The 19,675-nt window shown below is 56.1% G+C and carries 18 protein-coding genes; 8 read left to right on the top strand and 10 right to left on the bottom strand.

All coding sequences use genetic code 11. The annotated features are described in order from the left end of the window. Window positions 1–117: 117 nt before the first annotated feature. A complete protein-coding gene (locus JJO78_RS08345) occupies window positions 118–1,002 on the top strand; it encodes a LysR family transcriptional regulator (RefSeq protein ID WP_007152164.1) in 885 nt (294 codons plus the stop codon). 8 nt (window positions 1,003–1,010) lie between these two features. Here the strand turns inward: JJO78_RS08345 and JJO78_RS08350 are convergent, their stop codons facing one another. From JJO78_RS08350 to JJO78_RS08370, 5 genes are all read right to left on the bottom strand, one after another. Next, window positions 1,011–1,703 carry an RES family NAD+ phosphorylase gene (locus JJO78_RS08350; RefSeq protein ID WP_273623318.1) on the bottom strand — a complete coding sequence of 231 codons (693 nt, stop codon included), beginning with the start codon at window positions 1,701–1,703 and terminating at the stop codon, window positions 1,011–1,013. Then, window positions 1,700–2,101: an antitoxin Xre-like helix-turn-helix domain-containing protein gene (locus JJO78_RS08355; RefSeq protein WP_007152162.1), complete on the bottom strand. Its 402-nt coding sequence runs from the start codon at window positions 2,099–2,101 to the stop codon at window positions 1,700–1,702. The genes JJO78_RS08350 and JJO78_RS08355 overlap by 4 nt, the downstream gene beginning before the upstream one ends. Before the next feature lie 99 nt (window positions 2,102–2,200). Then, entirely contained in the window at window positions 2,201–2,797 is a 597-nt protein-coding gene (locus tag JJO78_RS08360; RefSeq protein ID WP_273623319.1) for an ATP-dependent zinc protease family protein, read from the bottom strand. Then, window positions 2,791–3,372: an acyl carrier protein phosphodiesterase gene (locus JJO78_RS08365; RefSeq protein ID WP_273623320.1), complete on the bottom strand. Its 582-nt coding sequence runs from the start codon at window positions 3,370–3,372 to the stop codon at window positions 2,791–2,793. The genes JJO78_RS08360 and JJO78_RS08365 overlap by 7 nt, the downstream gene beginning before the upstream one ends. 67 nt (window positions 3,373–3,439) lie before the next feature. Further along, on the bottom strand, window positions 3,440–3,985 hold the full coding sequence (locus JJO78_RS08370; protein WP_007152159.1) for a porin family protein: 546 nt from the start codon (window positions 3,983–3,985) through the stop codon (window positions 3,440–3,442). A gap of 251 nt (window positions 3,986–4,236) precedes the next feature. On the opposite strand from JJO78_RS08370, the gene JJO78_RS08375 reads away from it, so the two are divergent. Continuing rightward, window positions 4,237–5,652, top strand: coding sequence for a TrkH family potassium uptake protein (locus JJO78_RS08375; RefSeq protein WP_228209671.1), 1,416 nt, complete (start codon window positions 4,237–4,239; stop codon window positions 5,650–5,652). A 51-nt stretch (window positions 5,653–5,703) separates the two neighbouring features. Here the strand turns inward: JJO78_RS08375 and JJO78_RS08380 are convergent, their stop codons facing one another. Both JJO78_RS08380 and JJO78_RS08385 read right to left on the bottom strand, forming a co-directional pair. Then, window positions 5,704–6,363: an alpha/beta hydrolase gene (locus JJO78_RS08380; RefSeq protein WP_041333396.1), complete on the bottom strand. Its 660-nt coding sequence runs from the start codon at window positions 6,361–6,363 to the stop codon at window positions 5,704–5,706. A gap of 15 nt (window positions 6,364–6,378) precedes the next feature. Then, window positions 6,379–7,590 (bottom strand): 1-acyl-sn-glycerol-3-phosphate acyltransferase, encoded by a 1,212-nt coding sequence (locus JJO78_RS08385; protein ID WP_228209672.1) that lies wholly within the window; start codon window positions 7,588–7,590, stop codon window positions 6,379–6,381. 151 nt (window positions 7,591–7,741) lie between these two features. Here JJO78_RS08385 and recQ point away from each other — a divergent pair, with 151 nt between their 5' ends. Further along, window positions 7,742–9,598: a DNA helicase RecQ gene (gene recQ, locus JJO78_RS08390; RefSeq protein WP_273623321.1), complete on the top strand. Its 1,857-nt coding sequence runs from the start codon at window positions 7,742–7,744 to the stop codon at window positions 9,596–9,598. Between the two features lie 12 nt (window positions 9,599–9,610). Here the strand turns inward: recQ and JJO78_RS08395 are convergent, their stop codons facing one another. After that, on the bottom strand, window positions 9,611–10,162 hold the full coding sequence (locus JJO78_RS08395) for a PaaI family thioesterase (RefSeq protein WP_273623322.1): 552 nt from the start codon (window positions 10,160–10,162) through the stop codon (window positions 9,611–9,613). A 177-nt stretch (window positions 10,163–10,339) separates the two neighbouring features. On the opposite strand from JJO78_RS08395, the gene JJO78_RS08400 reads away from it, so the two are divergent. Beyond that, complete coding sequence (locus JJO78_RS08400) at window positions 10,340–11,290, top strand: hypothetical protein (RefSeq protein WP_273623323.1); 951 nt, start codon at window positions 10,340–10,342, stop codon at window positions 11,288–11,290. Here the strand turns inward: JJO78_RS08400 and JJO78_RS08405 are convergent. Then, entirely contained in the window at window positions 11,273–13,159 is a 1,887-nt protein-coding gene (locus JJO78_RS08405) for a methyl-accepting chemotaxis protein (RefSeq protein WP_075194868.1), read from the bottom strand. The two genes, JJO78_RS08400 and JJO78_RS08405, sit on opposite strands and share 18 nt — an antisense overlap. A 227-nt stretch (window positions 13,160–13,386) precedes the next feature. On the opposite strand from JJO78_RS08405, the gene JJO78_RS08410 reads away from it, so the two are divergent. From JJO78_RS08410 to selD, 4 genes are all read left to right on the top strand, one after another. After that, window positions 13,387–14,934 carry a bifunctional GNAT family N-acetyltransferase/carbon-nitrogen hydrolase family protein gene (locus JJO78_RS08410; protein WP_036207289.1) on the top strand — a complete coding sequence of 516 codons (1,548 nt, stop codon included), beginning with the start codon at window positions 13,387–13,389 and terminating at the stop codon, window positions 14,932–14,934. A gap of 145 nt (window positions 14,935–15,079) precedes the next feature. Continuing rightward, window positions 15,080–15,478, top strand: coding sequence for a hypothetical protein (locus JJO78_RS08415; RefSeq protein WP_007152149.1), 399 nt, complete (start codon window positions 15,080–15,082; stop codon window positions 15,476–15,478). A 47-nt stretch (window positions 15,479–15,525) separates the two neighbouring features. After that, window positions 15,526–16,296, top strand: coding sequence for a helix-hairpin-helix domain-containing protein (locus JJO78_RS08420; RefSeq protein ID WP_085680631.1), 771 nt, complete (start codon window positions 15,526–15,528; stop codon window positions 16,294–16,296). Next, window positions 16,296–18,572 (top strand): selenide, water dikinase SelD, encoded by a 2,277-nt coding sequence (selD, locus tag JJO78_RS08425; protein ID WP_091644278.1) that lies wholly within the window; start codon window positions 16,296–16,298, stop codon window positions 18,570–18,572. Before JJO78_RS08420 ends, selD begins: the two co-directional genes overlap by 1 nt. Here the strand turns inward: selD and senB are convergent. Beyond that, the gene (senB, locus tag JJO78_RS08430; protein WP_273623324.1) at window positions 18,562–19,539 is read right to left on the bottom strand and encodes a selenoneine biosynthesis selenosugar synthase SenB; all 978 of its coding nucleotides are present in this window, start codon (window positions 19,537–19,539) and stop codon (window positions 18,562–18,564) included. The genes selD and senB overlap by 11 nt on opposite strands. Window positions 19,540–19,675 lie beyond the last annotated feature (136 nt).

Consider the following 19,675-nt stretch of genomic DNA (forward strand, 5'->3'; position numbering starts at 1 on the left):
AGGATGGCTTTCATTTTCATCTTCCTTTAAATATGAACGATGACTACAATGAAACCATTCTCGACCCGCCGTACCAGGTCGTCCATCGACATTATTTGAACCCGGTGTTCGAAAAATATGAACATAAAGCTGGACAGGCTCAAGTCTTTTCTTCTGGTGGCTGAAGAGGCCAATCTGACTCGCGCGGCCGCTCGTCGTCATTCGACACCGTCTGCGGTGAGCGAGCACCTTCGCCAGCTTGAGGAAGAGTTCGAGGTTCTGCTGTTCGAGCGCAGTAAACAGGGAATGTCCCTGACCGCGGCTGGCGAGCGCTTGCTCATGCCCGTTCGCCAGGTGTTTACCGCCGTGGAAGATGTACGTAACACTGCGCTTTCCTTGCGTTCGGTGCCCCACGCAACACTCCGCCTTGGACTGAACTCTCCGCCTGAATACCTTCGTGTAGACGAAGTGCTTCGCCGGAAGACGGACGCTCTCCCTCACCTCAACCTGGAAATGAAAACCCGGGCGTCAACCCAGATTGTCGAGCAAGTGCTTTCAGAAGAGCTGGATCTGGGGTATGTCTATGGCAACTGCGAGGACCCGAGGTTGAAGGTGGTGCCACTCACGCCAGTGCGTATTTCCGTTGTTGGCCCTGCGGATACGGAGCTCGACACCCTACCAGCCGACTTCGAGTCACGTCGGCGCCTGCCCTGGGTCTGGCCCAACCGGGACTGCCCGTTTTTTGATTTCATGAAGGACCTGCTTGGCCCTCAGGCAAGCCTCTCCGACGCGGCCACCAGTTCCGACGACGAGTATTCCACGGTGGTTATGGTCAAATCCGGCATGGGGTTTGGGCTTGTGGAGCGGGAGTTCGCGGAACAATCACAGAGCCGCGGAGGGGTGCGTATTTTTGATGATCCGGAGATGATCACCAACCTCAATCTGATATGCGGCGTGCGAAACTATGAACGTTCAGAATTGCGGGCACTGTTCGATTTGATCGTCAGTGAATGGAAACCGTAACGGTATGCTCACGCCTTGGTGAACTTGTTAACCGAGCTGATTTGCTCACCGTTCCAGATAAACTCGAAATGCGCCGTCTGGATAACACTGCGGACGTGCCTGGGAGTGAACAATCCCCAGCAGGTATCGCCGGGTTTTCGAACAGAGTGATACCGAAGCCCTTCCGAGCCTGCCCTGTAGAGCCTGCGACCATAACTCCGTGAAACCGCGTAGCTGTCAGCATCGTAGATGGCGTCCCCAAAGGAGAGGGTCGTGGCGTCGTGCAGGGTCATCGTCCCCACCTTGCACTTAAGCCCGCGGAACACCAGCCGGTCGTAGTCCAAACCGTGAATGCCCTGCCAGTAGCGTGACTGGTGATAGGCCACCTCCGCTATTGCTGTATCGATGCTCTCCCCCATATACAGAACACCGTACTGGCCATCGCTGAAGCGGCTGCCTTCGGGGTTTACATGGGTAAACGGGCCGGTGGCGTAGGAGCAGCCAGGGATTCCGAACGGGATCTCCGCTTTGCGGATCAGGTTGAGATTACCCAACTCGGTCTGAAGACGGGGGTTGGTGAGCGCTTGAAGTTCGTAGAGCGCATCAAACTCATCTTCGTCCGCCACATCATCAAACAGGCTGATGGGCGGAAACCTCGAGTTGATCAGGCGAAACCCGGTAATGCTCTCGGGTGTGATCGTTGGCGGCTGTTCCTGACTCACCAGAGCCCCCCGCGCAATACATCGATACGCCTGAACGTTTCATACAAAGCAGCAAACTGGCCCGTACTGATAATCTCAAGGGGACTTTTGCCGTTGAAGTACGGATTGTCGTTTTTCAGGGCCATAAAGCCGTAAACGTTCTTCGGGTTCTCGAAAATCATCCGCAGGCAGCCATGGATGTTGACCAGATAACTGAGACGTTCAATCTGGTCATGGGTCAGGCTCGCCTGCTCCGGCGCTTTACGATACTTGTAGTACGCCGGGCGGGAGATCTGAAGGATTTTCTGTACCTGCTCGGGAGTACAGCCCCAACGGTCCAGAATATTAAACACGGTTTTAAGGCCAACGCCGGAGACGTTGTTCTTTTGGACGGTTGCGAGTTTCTGCGCGTTACTCATAGCGGACACCACTGTTTTTCAGGCTTTCGCCCACTTAACACTTGGTATCATTGTAGACTTATAGTTACATTTTGTCTATAAGAAGACTTTACAAACAACTCACCCAGCGTGCTCTTCAGCAACATCGGCCAGATTTTTGTACTCGCAGTCCTGCTTCGCGATGAAGGCGTCCGCCGAATCAATCAGGATATTGTCATCGCGCATGAACCGTCGACCCAACAACGCCGGATAGGAAAACTTCCCACGGTCGGTGAGCGAGAACTCAGTCTTGTGACTGGTACCGGCAATGCAGAAGTCCATAACCACCACAAACCGGCGCTGCGAGGGTGCGCCCTTGCGTTTGATCTTAACCGTACGCTCAACAGGCAGGCTGAACTCCAGAATCACCTCTTCCAGATTCTTGCCGTCGGCGTCGTCCTCATCCTGGTGGTCAGCCAGCGGCAACTGGAAACTGACCCATTCTTCATCACCTTTCGTGAACGGCTCAACATTGACGGCATGCAGTGAAGAGGTTTTGGCCCCGGTGTCCAGCCGGGCCTTCATGCGTAGGCCCGTGCCCTCGAGCACAAGCCATTCAACAAAGCCAAGTCGCTCGGGCACAGCGTTTTCATTACTGCTGCTCTCAGCCATGGCGATGGAGGGGATCAGGAACGCGAAAAGCGCCGCGACAACGTATCTCTTGGAGTCCGTCAACATTCAAAATCCTTTGTGGCAAAGTGGTTGAGTTCAGGGAAAAAGCTGAGGAACCTGTGTTCGAGTTCCTGGTCGTGGGCTTTGATCTCCTCGATGATTCCGCTGAACGCATTCCTGAACCGTATGCGATTGGCGACCCGGTCCAGAGCATACCCAATGTTGTCAATGTCCTGGTATGAGCGGAACCAGTCGTGGAGAACGATCTGCTGAGTCACCTTTTGCATTTTCTCAGGCATCAACGACGCGTTTTCATCGAGTTCCCGATAGACCTGATCGATAAAGGTATCGGAATTCACATGACTAAAGCGTTGCCAGTTTCTTAACAGGTAGTGATCGTAGAGGATATCCAGCGCCACACCCGAGAAACGTCGGCGCTGAGGGGAGAACAACCGCTTGCTGGCAATGACTTGCGGATGCTGGTCGGTAAACGCATCCACCACCCTGTGATGCTGCAGCCCCACCCTCACTTCCCGGGGCAGTTCGTCCGGCACAATGCCTCTCGCAAAGTCCCCCAGCAGGCTGCCCACACGAACCTTGGGGGAATCTGGTGCGAGAAAAAGATGGGCAAGGTGATTCAAACTGGCTCCCAATAACGGCGGCGAACAGGCCTCCGCCGCCAAGGTTTCTTTGTGCAGAGCGCTCCGATCAGAAGTTGAAGGTGACGCCCAGGCCCAGACCGTCAACGGTGGAGCCATCCTTGTCATAGTAACGCATGTATTCCACGTTGCCAGACACTTCCGGTGCCAGCTCAACATTCACACCAGCGCCGTAGGAAAAGTCCGACTCATCCTCGGTGGTGGTCCCCAGGAACGACTTCGCTTCCACTTCAACCCGGGTTACACCGAAAATAACGTAAGGCGTTGCGGGTGATTCGTTCGCCAGATTCAGCGTGGCGTAGCCGCCGAAGAAATTGTCCAGCGAATAATCGACGCCGCCAATGCGATCATCGTCCACGCCAAACCCAGCACGGGCTTCGAGCCCAAAGAAAGGCGACACCAGGCCACCCACCTTCGCGGACAGCGTACCAACGTCAACGTCGTCACTGCCGTTTTCGATATTGATAAAGCTGTAGTTCAGGCCCGCATAAAGGCTACCACCACCTGACTTGTAGACATCAGCGAAGGCGCTTTGGGAGACCGCCATCAGCGGCGCTGCAGAAAGACCAAGCATCAATGCAATCGACTTTTTCATTTGAATTCTCCTTCCGGTTTCAAACCGAACTCACAATTCGAAGTTGCATCAGGCTGACGACAAACACCAGCGTTCGGATCCTTATTTACGCGGAATTTACAGTGATTTAATGTACCTGTAAGACCCTGACACACTGCGGGTTCCACCTTGCGAAAGCCCCAAGCCGCATGTATTCTGACGCCGTCTCTCTGTTCAGCCGGCTAGAGCGTCCTTTGAGAAACCTGAACCCCGTAATCTTTATCATGAGCGTCATGTTTATACTTCTTAGTATTTTCATGACCTTACCTGTGCTTCTTCTCGTAAATTCTGAATCGCCGAATGCCATGGCGTTTGCGGAGTCTGCGGCTATCTGTTTTGGCACGGGGCTGCTGGGCATTCTCGCGACCTACCGCCAGGCACGAGACCTGAAGCCCCGCTACATGTTCGTGCTGACCGTCTCCAGCTGGTTTATTATCGCCCTGCTCTCCTCGCTCCCGTTCTATCTCAGTGATCTGGGGCTTACCCTCGGCGAGGCCTTTTTCGAAGGCACATCCGGCATCACCACCACCGGAGCCACGGTGCTTACCGGCCTGGACACCATGGATCAGGACCTACTGCTCTGGCGCTCTGTACTGCAATGGATTGGCGGCATCGGGATCATCGGCATGTTCGTTGCCGTATTGCCCTTCCTCCGCGTGGGCGGCATGCGGCTTTTTGCAACGGAATCTTCAGAATGGACTGACAAGGCCCTGCCGCGAATGAAAACCCTCAGTCGTGGCTTGCTGTTGGTTTACGTGGCGTTTTCGGTGCTTGCGGTAACGACCTATTGGTTGTCCGGTATGAGCCTGTTTGACGCGTTCAACCATGGCCTGACGAGTATTGCGACCGGTGGCTTCTCTACATCCGACTTGTCCATGGGCAAGTTCGACTCCAACCTGATTCTGTTGGAAGCCACCCTGTTCATGATGATCGGCAGCATGCCGTTCTTTCTTTTTGTCCGGGAAATGCATGGCCAGCACGGCGTGCTGTTCAGGGATCAGCAGGTGCGGCTGTTCGTGACCATCCTGCTGGTGGTACCTGCCTTACTGACTCTTTACCGCTGGTACGTCTCACCAGTGGAGTTCGACCTCGTTAACGGCTACGTGTCGACGCTCTTCAATGTCACGTCTGTGGTCACGACAACCGGCTATGCCTCGGAAGATTACTCTGCGTGGGGCCCACTTGCGTTTGTGCTGTTTTTCTTTCTGATGTTTATCGGCGGGTGCTCCGGCTCAACAGCCGGGGGCATGAAAGTGTTCCGCTTCCAGCTCTCATTGATCGTACTGAGGGAGCAGCTGATGCGGCTGCTGCATCCCAGGGCCGTATTCACACGCAACTACAATGGCCGCGCGGTCAGCGACGAAATTATCGCTTCGATGATTGCCTACACCTTTATCTTTCTGTTGTGCCTGCTGATCATAACGGTCGCGCTGGCAGCTCTGCAGTTGGACTTTATCACCAGCCTGTCCGGAGCACTCACCGTGCTGACCAACGTTGGCCCGGCGCTCGGCGACACAATTGGGCCAGCGGGCACCTTTGCACCGCTCCCGGAGCTTGCCAAATGGATTCTATCGGTGGGTATGCTGATGGGGCGTCTGGAAATACTGAGCGTGGTAATTGTGCTTTCACCAGCGTTCTGGCGAAGCTAAGCGAGGCAACCTGCCCTGCTTAGGCTTCGCCAATCGAACGTCAGGCGAGCTTTACAGTACGTTATCGCGAAGGAACTTGCCGATATCCACGATCTCTTCCATGCACACGCTGTGTTCCATCGGATAGGTCTCATACGTGGGTTCAAACCCCATGTCCTGCAGCTTTTCCACGCTTTGCCGGCCCAGGGCCTCCGGTACCATGGGGTCAAAGGTGCCATGATAGATCCGAATCGGGATATCACGATTCGCCTCTGAGCACTTCACAGTCTTCGCAGTGGCAAAGTATGTTGACAGGGCAATAATGCCCGCCAGGCGCTTCGGATAGCTCAACCCAAGCTCGTAGGCCACGGCGCCCCCCTGGGAAAATCCGGCAATCACAATGTTCTCGCTCTTCACGCCACGCTCAATTTCCCGGTCCACCAGTTTTGCAACCGCGTCTGACGAGGCCATCAACTGATCGGTGTCCACCACTCGATCAATATCCATTGCCTTGATGTCGTACCAGGCTGGCATCGTCATTCCGCCGTTAATGGTGACCGGCATGTTGGGGGCGTGAGGAAAAATGAACCGAACAGCTGCATTGTCGGGCAACCCCAACTCCGGCACTACTGGCTCGAAATCATGGCCACTGGCTCCAAGGCCATGCAGCCAGATAACGGCGGCAGTAGGATTGGGGTTGGTTTCCAATTCGATATATTGAAGTTCTTGCACAAAATACCTCGGGTATCAGGGGTGTTCCGTTGGTGTATCCGTCGAGCCGTTGCCATTGTGAGCTTCAAGCGCCGTGACCACCGGGTTGGCGTACATATCCAGCAGGTAGGGCCGAATCGCCGGGTCGCAGGCATCGAGTCGACGCTCCATCTCCGCCTCGGCGGCTTCTATTTCCGCCGCTGACCAGGCCTCTGCCGTCACCACCGCATCGCTTACAGAGTCTCTGCTGGCGTGTGAATCAGGATGAATGCCTCTTTGCTGGTAGGCCACCAGGTTGGACGTGTGCAAGTGATAATTGGCATGCATCTCCCGATCGATCCGGGCAGCCAGTTCCTTAGGCGTGTTTTCGGCATCCGCGATGGGTGCCCCAAAATGCACGTGCACGTGGCCCTTGAACCCCGTGAGCCCGCGCATTATCTGGTTAGTATCCTCGCCTTCGGCCTTAATGTACTTGCCCGTGCGGGAGCGGGTTTCGAGCTCTCGGGCCTTGTCCATATCGCAGGGATCATACTCGTAGGCAATGGACACCGGCACGATGTGCAGCCGGTTCATGGCTTCGCCGAAATCCAACCCACTTTTCTTCTGGCTCATGTAGAACATTTTAATAATGGCGGGATCGGTGAAATCCAGCCCGTCTTTGGCGCGCCCTTCACGCTGCGCAATCCAGATGCTCTCGTTGTTGTCGATACTATGATTGATAAACGCCGAAAGCATGATGTAGGCGTCCCGCATTTCACGTGGGCTGGTCATACTGCGACGCACCACAAAGCTCTTGTTCAGCCGCATCATTTCAGCAAATACGCGGTTCGCCAGCAGGTTGTCGCCAATGGCAATACGTGTGGTATTGAAGCCGTTCGCGAACAGCAGGTAATTGACCACCATCGGGTCGAACACGATGTCGCGGTGGTTGGAGATGAACAGGTGAGCGCTCTGCTTGTCCAGATTTTCCAGCCCGCTGTGGGTAACCCGGGTCGTTGTGTGATCAACCAGTTCACCAACGTAGCCAGACAATCGCGCCTGGAGGTCGTCGATACGGGTAAGTCCGCCAAAGTTCCTGGCCAGCCAGCGCTTGACCCATACCCGGAGCATTCCCGGCGCCCATTTGGCCAGTGTGGGCGATTTGAAGCGGCCAATCATATCCAGAAATTCCGGATCCCGTACCAGATTGTTGATGGCGGTTCCGGTTTCCTCGTCCGAGTAAGGTCGGATGGCGTCAAATTCCTGCATGGAGTTCCTGTTTGTTGGGTGCAGAAAAAAGGCGCATTGTAGCGTTTATAAGGTTTGTTTGTCTCCGCCGATTCCGTGACCGCTTTCTGGTATCATGGCCTGCCTGCCAGAACGGCACCCTTTACCCTCAACCAACACCGCTGGCCAAGTCATGGATTTTGCACAACTCAGCACAGAGCGCCCCCGTGTTACCGACCAGGACCCGGAAGAAGTCCTTCATCGTGTTTTCGGTTACGAGACCTTCCGGCCCTTGCAGGGCGACATTATCCGCGAGCTGGTTAACGGTGGCGATGCGTTGGTACTGATGCCCACCGGTGGTGGTAAATCCCTCTGCTATCAGGTGCCAGCCCTGGTTCGCGCCGGAACAGCTGTCGTCATATCACCTCTGATTGCACTGATGCAGGACCAGGTGGCAGCGCTGAAAGAACTGGGCGTCAAGGCCGCGTTCCTGAACTCCACCATGGATTTCGAACAGGCCCGGGACACTGAAAACGCGCTTATGACCGGCGAACTGGATCTGCTCTACTGCGCGCCGGAACGGCTGATCCAGCCTCGCACACTGGACCTGTTACATGATGCTTCTATTTCCCTGTTTGCCATCGACGAAGCCCACTGTGTGTCCCAGTGGGGGCACGATTTCCGCTCCGACTACCTGGAGCTAAGCCGGCTGGCCCATGAATTCCCGGGCGTACCCCGCATAGCCCTCACCGCCACCGCGGACGAGCGCACCCGCAAGGAGATCGCTGAACGGCTGTCCCTGACCGAAGCCCGACACTTTATCAGTGGTTTTGATCGCCCGAATATTCAGTACAGAATTGCTCCGAAAACCAATGCAAACAAACAACTACTGGATTTTATTAAAGCTGAACATGATGGCGACTGCGGCATCGTTTATTGCCTGTCCCGCAACAAAGTCGACAGCACCGCGAAGCTGCTCAGTGACAAAGGCTACACCGCTCTGCCCTACCATGCGGGCCTCAATGCCGGTGATCGCGCGCGGAATCAGGAGCGCTTCCTACGCGAGGACGGCGTCATCATCGTGGCCACCATTGCTTTTGGCATGGGCATCGATAAACCCGATGTTCGATTTGTCGCCCACCTGGACCTTCCAAAAAGCCTGGAAGCCTACTATCAGGAAACCGGCCGAGCCGGTCGTGATGGAAAGCCTTCGACCGCCTGGATGGTTTACGGCCTGCAGGACGTGATCAAACTGCGACAGATGCTCGAAGGCTCCATGGGCAATGACCACTTCAAACGGGTTGAGCGCCAGAAACTGGATGCCATGCTAGGCCTGTGCGAAGTGACAAGCTGTCGGCGACAGGTGTTGCTGCGGTATTTCGGCGACACCCTTGAACAGCCCTGCGGGAACTGTGATACCTGCCTGACCCCACCGGAAACCTGGGACGGCAAGGTTGCCGTTCAGAAGGCGCTCTCCTGCGTGTTCAGGACCGGGCAACGTTTCGGGGTCACATATTTAATTGATGTGTTACGCGGCTCTGAGAACGAACGTATCCTGCAGTCCGGCCATCAAACGGTTTCCACCTACGGCATTGGTACCGAGTTATCGGCTAATGACTGGAAGTCCGTGTTCCGTCAACTGGTGGCCAACGGTTACCTCAGGGCTGACCCGGAAGGCTACGGAGCGTTGCAGCTTACGGAGCAATGCCGCCCACTACTTAAGGGCGAGGTAGCTATCCAATTACGCAAGGATCCCGTGGTGAAGCCCTCCAGTGGCCGTGGGTCATCAGGGTCCGGCCGCCGCAGTATTGCAGACCAGATCACTGACAAACCCGGCTGGGAAGCGCTGCGGGCCTGCCGAAAATCGCTGGCGGATGAGAAGGGCGTGCCGCCCTACGTGATTTTCCACGATGCCACGCTGTTTGAAATCCTGGACAAGAAACCGAACAGCCTTGCCGAAATGGCTGAGATAAACGGCGTGGGTGCGGCAAAGCTCGAAAAATACGGGGAAACTTTCCTCGCCGCCCTACGGGAGTTGGACGGCGCTTGAATCAACCTCAGTTCACTGCGCCTGGAAGCCTTTCTTGCGAACACGATAGTGGGCCATCGAAGTGGCCACATGATGGCCGTCACTGTCGTACAGTGCGCCTTCCAACTCAAACGCGGCCCTGCCCGTAGCATCGGCCTCGGCCTTGATGGCTTCAACCGTGGCGGCGTCCAGTGAAAACTCCACAAACACATCGGAATTCGCCGGCTGCAGGAACTGAAGCGTCATTTCCTTGAGAATCGGCGTGTAAGCCGGGCCGAGATCAAACAGCGTCAACACACCACCGGGGATCTCCGCCACCAGGAAATAGGCACCGGCGTAGAGGCTGCCAAAGTGGTTCTTATTGCCTTTCAGGCGTATTCTTGCCTTAACGAACCCTGGGCGAATCTCCTCAACACTGAATCGATTTCGTGGTGCGAACGGGATCGATAGGCCAATAATTCGGTTGACGGCCGCATAACCACTGGTTTTACGGAGCCAGGCCAGCGGTTGCGTGATTCGCGCCCCAGGATTCGATTCAGACACCCAATGGCCGGTTGCACCTATCAGATTGTCGATGAACGCCATGTTTTCTTACCTGTTGGTGATTTAACGCCCATGATTGCAGCCGTTTAAAAGGTATCGCAACTGTTTTCGGGATTTTTTACGGTTATCCCTTTCCGGAAAGAAAAATTCACCTAAACTGCTTGGATATCAAAACGGGCGATAACAAGAAACTCGAATGGACGCGGGAGTAAGTCTTCAATGAAAGTGAGGCGTGCGCGTGGCTGGCTGACGGCCCTGGCATTGTTTCTGGCTTGCCCGGGAACCGGTGTGTCTTCGGAATATCTGTCTGGAGAAACACAGGCAAGGGAATATCGCCTGTGGTACCGCAATTACGACAGCCCACCCATACGTGCCCTGGTTGCCCTCGCCTTCGACAAGACACCGGAATACGGTTCGTATCGAATCAGTCGCACCCCGGAGATGGCCCAAGGCCGGGTTGTCCGCGAACTTGAGCGCCAGCAATCAAAATTGGTCGATCTCGCGAATGTCGCGACATCAAAACAGAGGGAAGAAAGCCTGCAGGCCATCCCCATACCTATCGATGGCGGACTTTTGGGGCTTCGGGTGTGCGTGGTGCTTAAAGAATCATTGCCCAGGTTCAAAGGCATCCGAAGCCTTGGCAATCTTGAGGAAGTCGGTATCCGCATCGGCCAGGGCGCACACTGGCCGGATTCGTCGATTCTGCAGGCCAGCGGAGTCAGCGTGGTGACTCACTCGCGGTACGAAATTCTTTTCCGCATGCTGGAGAATCATCGTTTTGAATGCTTCGCCCGGGGAGTCAACGAGGTTCTTTTCGATCTGGAGCTTGAAAACAACAAAGACTTCGCCATCGAGCCAGACCTGCTGCTGGCCTATCCGATGCCCTCTTACTTCTTCGTCAACCGGCACGACCACGAAACGGCACATCGGCTTCAATTGGGCATGGAAAGGGCCATTTTCGATGGCAGCTTTGGCGCGTACCTCAACCAATACTACGGCCAGTCCATCGACGAGCTAAACCTGCACAGCCGGAACGTCCTTGTTCTGGAAAATCCCTATCTAACGGACGAGTCCCGGGCCATCGGCACCAGAACCCTCCTCGAACTCCGACGGCGAATCCAGATACTATCCGCGCCCCAGAAAACGTCTTACTCAAACCCTGAATCGTGACACGTTCTTACTAAGCGTGTGGCCGACCGATTCAATCTGACCGCTGTAGACGTCGTTCTCGCTGGCAGCCTTGGCGGCTTCCTGGCCCTGGTCGGCAATCCGGGTGATGGAGGAGTTCAGCTCCTCTGTCACCGAGGTTTGCTCTTCAGAAGCCGTTGCGATCTGGGAGGTCATCTGGCTGATCGACGTTATCGCATCAGCAATACGGTTGAGGGACTCCATGGCATCCTGAGCTTTCTCCATGCTCACATTCGAGACCGCTGTTGATGCCTTCATGACGTCAACCGCCTGGTTTGCACCGCTTTGCAGGCGCTCAATCATGTTGTTGATCTCCTCCGTGCTGTCCTGGGTGCGGCGAGCCAGATTGCGCACTTCGTCAGCAACAACCGCAAAGCCACGGCCCGCGTCCCCTGCCCTTGCGGCCTCGATCGCCGCGTTCAGTGCCAGCAGGTTGGTCTGTTCAGCAATCCCCTGAATTACCTCGAGAACCGAGGTAATGTCGGTAACGTCCTTGCCGAGTTTATCGATGACTTCCGCAGCGGCGTTAATCTCTTTTGACAATTTCTGTACTGCATCCCGGGAAGCTGCAACGGTTTCAAGGGAAGCACGGCTGTCTGCATCGGCGGTGTTGGAGGCATCCGCGGTCTGTTGGGCATTCTGTGCAATTTCCCCGGCAGCGGCAGACATCTCATTGATGGCCGTGGCCACCATATCAATCTCGGCCTGCTGTTTTTCAACGCTGTCTCGGCTGGTGCTGGCGGTATCCCGCAGGGAGGACACGTTTTCGCCAAGCTCGGCGGTGCCTTGCTGGACGTCCCGGACCACATTCTGGATATTCTCAACAAAGCTGTTGAACTCCGCCGCGAGCTTGCCGAACTCGTCGTTGGCGCTATCGTCCAGGCGCTTGGTGAGGTCCGCCTCGCCACTGGCGATTGATGCCATGGCGGCATTAAGCTTGCGAACGGGAGCCATCAGCACGCGGATACCAAAACGCAGGATCACCAGGGACACCAACAAGCCAATTACTGCGATGATCAGCCCGGTTACGCGAGCGGCGTGGACCGGCGCATTGATTTTGTCTTCGTTGATAAAAGTGCCGAGATACCACTCAACACCACGGGCACCTTTGATGCGATGGAAACCGGCAGTCCAACTGGCATCTCCGGTGTCATATTCGTGAATTTCACCGCTGAGCCGAGGGGATTCTCCCAAAAGACTGCTGATCTTCTTGCCAACCAGTTTCTGGTCCGGGTGAAACAACACGGTGCCGTCGTCGCTGATCAGGGCCGCATAGCCAGTGTTGGCCAGCGTAATCGTGGAGAGCGTCTGTTCTATGGTCTTCAGGGCAATATCTCCACCGACAACACCCTGGTAGGCCCCACGTTTGACCGGTGCCAGCGTGGAAATGATGGTGCCTCCAGTGCCCGCGTCCACGTAGGGTTCGGTGAACGACGCTGAGCCCTTTTGTTTCGCCTGTTTGAACCAGGGCCGCGTGCGTGGGTCGAAATCCGCAGGCAGCGTGGCTTCTGAGGCATCGTCCTTCATCAGCATATAGCCATCATCGCGGCCAACATAGACGTCAATGAACCCGCCACCGGTTGTCGCAGCGGCCAGGATAACCCTCGCCTCGGCATCGGTTTCCACCGACTCCAACGCTTTTGCCGTTGCTTCGGTCATGGCAAGACGGGTGTTGAGCCAATCCGCAATGCTGGACGTACTCTGGGCCACGGTGTCTTCAATCAGTGCATCAACATAGGTATCCGTAGTGTCCTGTAACCGGAGGTTGCCGCTGAGCGTAAACGCCCCCATAACAAGTAAAAGCAAAATACCAAAGGCGACGAGCAACTTCTGGCCGAAACTCAGGTTCATTTTCCGGGTCCTTTTCGAGACAGTCTATTCGGGGGGTCAGTCAAACAGCCTATCGGCTGTCTATCATTCATAAACTGGTTTTCGGCGTGTGCTGCAAAGTCTTTAACTTTATGTGATAAGAAGTCTTTAGCTTTAGGTGATAAGAAGTCTTTAGCGCTCTCTGATAAAATACTGAAGCAATCGACAATTCTTGCCGTCATTTCCACACCCAACGGGAGCTGCCGTATATGGCCCACGAAGAACTGCACCTCAACCTTCGTAACCTGACCAGTGATGATTACCCACAGCTCCAGCGACTGATGGACAGGGTCTACGACGATATTGGCGGTGCCTGGCCAGAGGACACGATCGAAGCTCTGGTGCAACAGTTTCCGGATGGTCAGATCTGTATCGAAGAGTCCGGTGACCTGGTGGCCGTAGCCCTCACGGTGTGCGTCAAGTATGAGCGATTCAGCAATCCGCACACCTACGACGACCTGATCCTGCGCAATGAAAAGATCTGGCACAACGCCAAAGGCGACTCGCTTTACGGCCTCGATGTGTTTATCCACCCGGATTATCGCGGCTACCGCCTTGGCCGGCGGCTTTATGAAGCTCGCAAAGAACTCTGCCGATCCATGAACCTGCGCGCCATCCTGGCGGGTGGCCGCATCCCCGGATATCACAAGTATTCAGACCAGCACTCTCCGGAAGAATACATCCAGCGTGTGGATCGCAAGGACATCTACGACCCGATCCTCAGCTTTCAGCTGTCCAACGACTTCCAGGTTACCCGGCTGATGCACAAGTACCTGCCGGAAGACGAGAAATCCCTGGGCTACGCCACTCTGCTGGAATGGCGGAACATCCTCTATACACCGCCGTCGCCGGTGCTTAACGTCAAGAAGACTCAAGTACGCCTGGGTGCCGTTCAGTGGCAGATGCGTGAATTTACCTCTGTGGAGGAAGTTCTGGAACAGGTGGAGTACTTCGTGGATGCGCTCTCGGATTACAAGAGCGATTTCGCCCTGTTTCCAGAATTTTTCAACGCACCGCTGATGGGCCTGACGGACCAGGTGGACCAGACACGGGCCATTCGCTTTCTGGCAGGCTTTACCGAGCAATTCCGCAATCAGATGTCGGAAATGGCGGTCAGTTACAACATCAACATCATTACCGGCTCGATGCCCCTGCTCGAAAATGATCGGGTCTACAACGTGTCGTATCTGTGCCACCGCGACGGCCGCGTCGACGAGCAGCGCAAGATCCATATCACGCCCCACGAACGCCGTGACTGGGTCATCGAAGGCGGTGAGAAGTTCCAGGTGTTCGACACCGACGCCGGCCGCGTGGCCATCATGATCTGTTACGACATCGAGTTCCCGGAACTGGGGCGCCTGGCGGCCATCGAAGAGGTGGATATTATTATGGTGCCCTTCTGGACGGACACCAAGAACGGATACCTTCGGGTGCGGCACTGTGCGCAGGCACGGGCGATTGAAAACGAATGCTATGTCGTGATCACCGGTAGTGTGGGTAACCTTCCCAAGGTTGAGAACCTGGACGTGCAGTACGCCCAGTCTTCCGTATTCTCGCCGTCGGACTTTGCGTTCCCCCACGATGCGGTGATGGCGGAAACCACACCGAATACGGAAATGATCATGTTTTCAGACATGGATCTGGAAAAGCTGAAGCTGGTGCGCAATGAAGGCTCGGTGACCAACCTGAAAGACCGGCGCACGGATATTTACGAGCTCAACACGCTACAAACGGGCCAAAATGATAAAAACAGTTGATGAACCGCCTGAGAGCTCTATCGTATGACACTGAACACGTTGCCAAACCAACAGAGTGTGGCTATTGTTTAACCATATACTTTCAGGAACACGCCCTCGGGGTGTCGTCCGGACCCCCTCGGGGTGCAAAAGAGATCACTTTTAGATGAACGAAGCACTACCGGATCTTGTCGCACATTTTCACATCAAGCGTGGCCTCTTTCGCCGGGAGCGTGTACAGGCCGCGCTGTTCGAGCTGGATCACTTCGGATGTGTGATGAAGACGGACAAGATATTTAACCCCGGTGATACGGTTATTCTGGATCTCGTGATGGAAATGCCGTTTGACGACATCAGGGCGGATGGAATTACCGGCCTGGTAACGGAACGCAGGAAACACTGTAGCAATTTCTTCTATTCCGTTGATTTCGTAGAACTCAATGACAACTCCTCGTCTGCCCTGAGCGAAAAACTCAAGCGCATTCGTGAGGTGGTGCTCAAGAAGCAGACGCTAAAATCCAGACGTTCCTCAGGGCCCGCCTCCAGCATTCGGCAACTGGCCTGAACTCACCAACGCCCCACATCAACTTGCACTTCAAGGAGAAAGTCCTCATGGCGAAGAAAGCCAACAAGCAAAGCGTTGATAAAGTCGTCAAGAAAGTGAACAAAGAGTTCGATAAAACGTCATCACAGATCGAAAAGTTGATCAACGACGCCCTCAAGCAGTTCGACAGCCTGCAGAACCAGATTCAGGAACCCGTCCGCAAACTGTTGAAGGAAGTGGATGAGCTTCGTGATCGTGAAATGAAACGTTTCAACGAAGAATTTGAACGTCGCTTGGGTGAATTCCACGATTTGCAGAACAATATCCTGGACCGCCTTGGTATTGCCAGCAAGGAAGCCAGCGAAGAGGCGAAGAAGGTCGCAGGCCAGGCCGCCAAGAAGGCCGGCCCTGCTGCCAAAGGCAAGTCAGCTCCGAAAAAATCCACCGCCAGTAAGACAGCGGCCAAAAAACCGGCCGCCAAGAAGCCCGCCACACCAAAAGCGGCAACTGCAAAGAAAGCCGCCAAACCCAAGGCGAGCACCGCCGCCAAAAGTCCGGCCGCAGCCACTAAAGCCGCTCCCAAGAAAGCCGCCACGGCCGCGCGGAAGCCAGCGGCAAAGCCGGCTGCAGCAACACGCGCTCCAAAGCCGAAGGACAAGAGCGACCTGACCCAGGTTAAAGGTATTGGGCCGGCCACCGCCCGCAAAATGAAGGAAGCCGGTATCACCTCGGTTGATCAGATCGCCAATCCGTCTGACGCGGACAAAGAAAAGCTTCAGGCATTTTCAAGCGTGAAAGGCTTTAACACCTTCAGCGACGAAGCCAAGAAAGTTATTTAATGCAACAATCCGAACAGCCTGTTTTACGGGACATTGTCCTGATTGGCGGCGGACACAGCCACGTAGGCGTTCTCAAGCGCTTTGCCATGAACCCAGTGCCTGGTGTCCGCCTTACCCTCATCTGCAGGGATACCCATACACCCTACTCCGGAATGCTTCCCGGGTACGTGGCTGGGCATTATTCCTACGACGACGTCCATATAGACCTCAGCAAACTCGCCGAGTTCGCGGGCGCGCGCTTCTACCGCGATGAAGTTGTTGGCATCGACCGCCATCGAAAACGTGTGGTCTGCCGCTCCCGACCGGACGTGCCTTACGACATTCTGTCGGTGAATATCGGGTCCGCTCCCAAGGTCGGGGACGTCAGCGGCGCAACTGAACATGCAGTGCCCGTCAAGCCTATCAACGGATTCAACAATCGCTGGCTGTCATTATTGTCGCGGCTGGAAAACCATGACGGCCCGATGACCGTTGCTGTGGTCGGCGCAGGTGCAGGTGGCGTTGAACTCACACTGGCCATGCAGTTCCGGCTACGAAATGAGCTCGAAAAGCGTGGCCACGACCCGGACCAGTTGCACTTTCATCTGTTTGATGCAGACCAGCAGATCCTGCCTACCCACAACGCCAGGGTGCGTGCGGTATTCGCTGACACACTCGCAAGCCGTGGGGTGAAGGTCCACCTGGGATCCGCAGTCTCAGAGGTCGAGGCCAATCGTTTGACCACGGAGTCCGGCGACACCCTGTCGGTTGACGAAGTGCTCTGGGTCACCCGTGCCGGCGGCCCCGAGTGGCTGCGGGATACCGGCCTGGCCCTGGACGACGGTGGCTTTATCCGGGTGACGGACACCCTGCAGACAGAAACCGACAACGATATCTTCGCGGCGGGTGACATTGCCAACGTTGTAAATCACCCCCGGGAAAAAGCCGGCGTATTTGCCGTTCGTCAGGGCCGGCCACTGGCGGACAACCTCCGCCGCCATGCCCTCGGAAAGCCGGCGAAGCCATTCCGGCCGCAGAAAAAATGGCTGGCGCTGATCAGTACCGGCGACAAATTCGCAGTGGCCTCCCGGGGTGACCTGTCGTTGGCCGGTTCTTGGGTCTGGCGCTGGAAAAACAGCATTGATAGACGCTTCATGGCGAAATTCAATGATCTTCCCGCCATGGAAGAAAACGCCGCCCTGCCCGACACCGGCGCCGCACAAAACCCCGAGGAAGCGTCCCAGGCCATCTCCGCGGTGGCCATGCGTTGCGGTGGCTGCGGTGCCAAGGTGGGCAGTACCGTGCTGTCACGGGCCCTCGGCGAGCTGCGACCAATAGAGCGGGATGACATCCTGATTGGTCTACACGCCCCAGACGACGCCGCCGTACTGACCGTCCCACCCGGAAAGGCGGTGGTTCACACCGTCGATTTCTTTCGCGCCTTTATTGACGACCCCTATGTGTTCGGCCGGGTTGCCGCCAATCACGCCCTGGGCGACGTGTTTGCCATGGGCGCCGAAGCTCAGAGTGCCACCGCCGTAGCGACCGTGCCCTACGGCATAGAGTCCAAGGTGGAAGACGTGGTTTACCAGATGATGTCCGGCGCCGTGGAAGTGCTGAATGAAGCTGGCTGCGCGTTGGTAGGCGGCCATACGGGTGAAGGCCGTGAGCTGGCACTGGGCTTTGCCGTCAACGGGTTGATTGATCCGGATGACGTCATGAGCAAGGGCGGCCTGCGGGCCGGAGACGTTCTGCTGCTGACCAAGCCTATCGGTACCGGGACGCTCTTCGCTGCCCACGCCAAACTTGCCGCGAAAGGCCGCTGGATTGATTCTGCCCTGGCCTCAATGATGCAGTCCAACAAAGACGCGGCCCAGTGCCTGCGCCGATATGGTTCACGAGCCTGCACCGACGTAACGGGTTTTGGTTTGCTTGGCCATCTGGTTGAGATGACTCGCCCCTCTGGCGTTGATGCGGAGCTCGATCTCACGGCAATACCGATTTTGCCTGGCGCTGAGGAAACTGCAGCAGCAGGTATCCTCAGCTCCTTGCAGCCGGCCAACATTCGTCTCCGGCGTGGTATTCGAGACCAGGAAAAGTGGGTCAACCATCCTCGCTACCCATTGATCTTCGACCCGCAGACCGCCGGCGGACTGCTGGCCAGCGTGCCCGCTGACCAGGCGGATGCCTGTATCAGTGAGCTGAAAGCAATGGGCTATCCCCACACTGCCATTATAGGGCGGGTGTTGCCGCAGGATGAGAGCGGCCCCATCGAGCCCATCACACTCAGGGATTGAGACGGTCGCCTTTGGCCCTGGCCTTCTCAATCGCAGTGAGCAGGGCCGCTTGCTCAGCTTCAGGAACAAAGCAAGAGGCGAGTTCGGTGACGCGATCGGTCAGTTCCCCGAGATATTCGGGGGATTGTTCCGCCCACAGTAACACCTTCGCAAGATCAGCCTCGTCGCCTACACGGAAGTACCCCGGGTAATCTTCACCCAGTAGGCCAATATTGCCGGAGATGTCCGACGCGATAACCGGCAGCCCTGCACGACAGGCTTCGGATACGACATTAGCGCCTCCTTCCATCACCGAGCTGATAACCATGGCACGGCAACGGTTCATAAGCTGATGGGTGGACGGTCTGTCAATTTCGCCGAGCCACTGAAAACTCGGATTGGCCTCCTGTTCGGCTATGGCTCGCCGAGCCCAGTCATGGCTGTGAGCCTTGCCTGCATTCAGCACCCGGATGGTCGAACCTGGCGGCAATGTCCTCGCCGCGATTGCGGCCCTCAGAGGGTCCTTCTCCTCGCGCAGGTGTCCGATAACACAGACATCGAAATACCTGGTATCGACGCCTGCATTACCCCCGGGCCGATCGGCGGACTGCAGCACCGTCACCAGCTTTGGCACGAAACGCTCGGGAATATCCCGGCCAACACGATGGTGGAGCCCCACAAGGCAATCCGCGAGGGCCATGGAATGGAGGGTTTGCTCCGGGTAGCGGTACTGGTGGTCGTATATGTCCGTACCCGTAAGCACAACGATTATCGGCGTTTCCGGGTTACGGTCACGGAAGCGAAGAACGGCCTCATGGCTCCTCCAGGCGTGCAGGGCAACGTACAGGTCGCAGGGCTCGTTGTTGTATTCGGTCACAACGAAAACCCGGTGTCCGGCCTGCTCAAGCAACCGGCACCATCGGTCCGCCGTGGCCCGATTACCAGCCCTGGAGCCCGGTAGCGCCGGGGTATTCAGGATGATTTTCATGAGTGTCGGTTTCCATCAAGATTTTCATTTTTTGCCGGATACCCCTAACCTGATTGGCTCATAGAATCGTATAGCTGTTCAGAGTTGCAGTAAATCACGGTATTCTGGATAGCTTCGGGCTTCCGGTCCGGACATG

It is taken from the genome of Marinobacter sp. DS40M6 (assembly GCF_028581595.1).
GTDB lineage: Bacteria > Pseudomonadota > Gammaproteobacteria > Pseudomonadales > Oleiphilaceae > Marinobacter > Marinobacter salarius.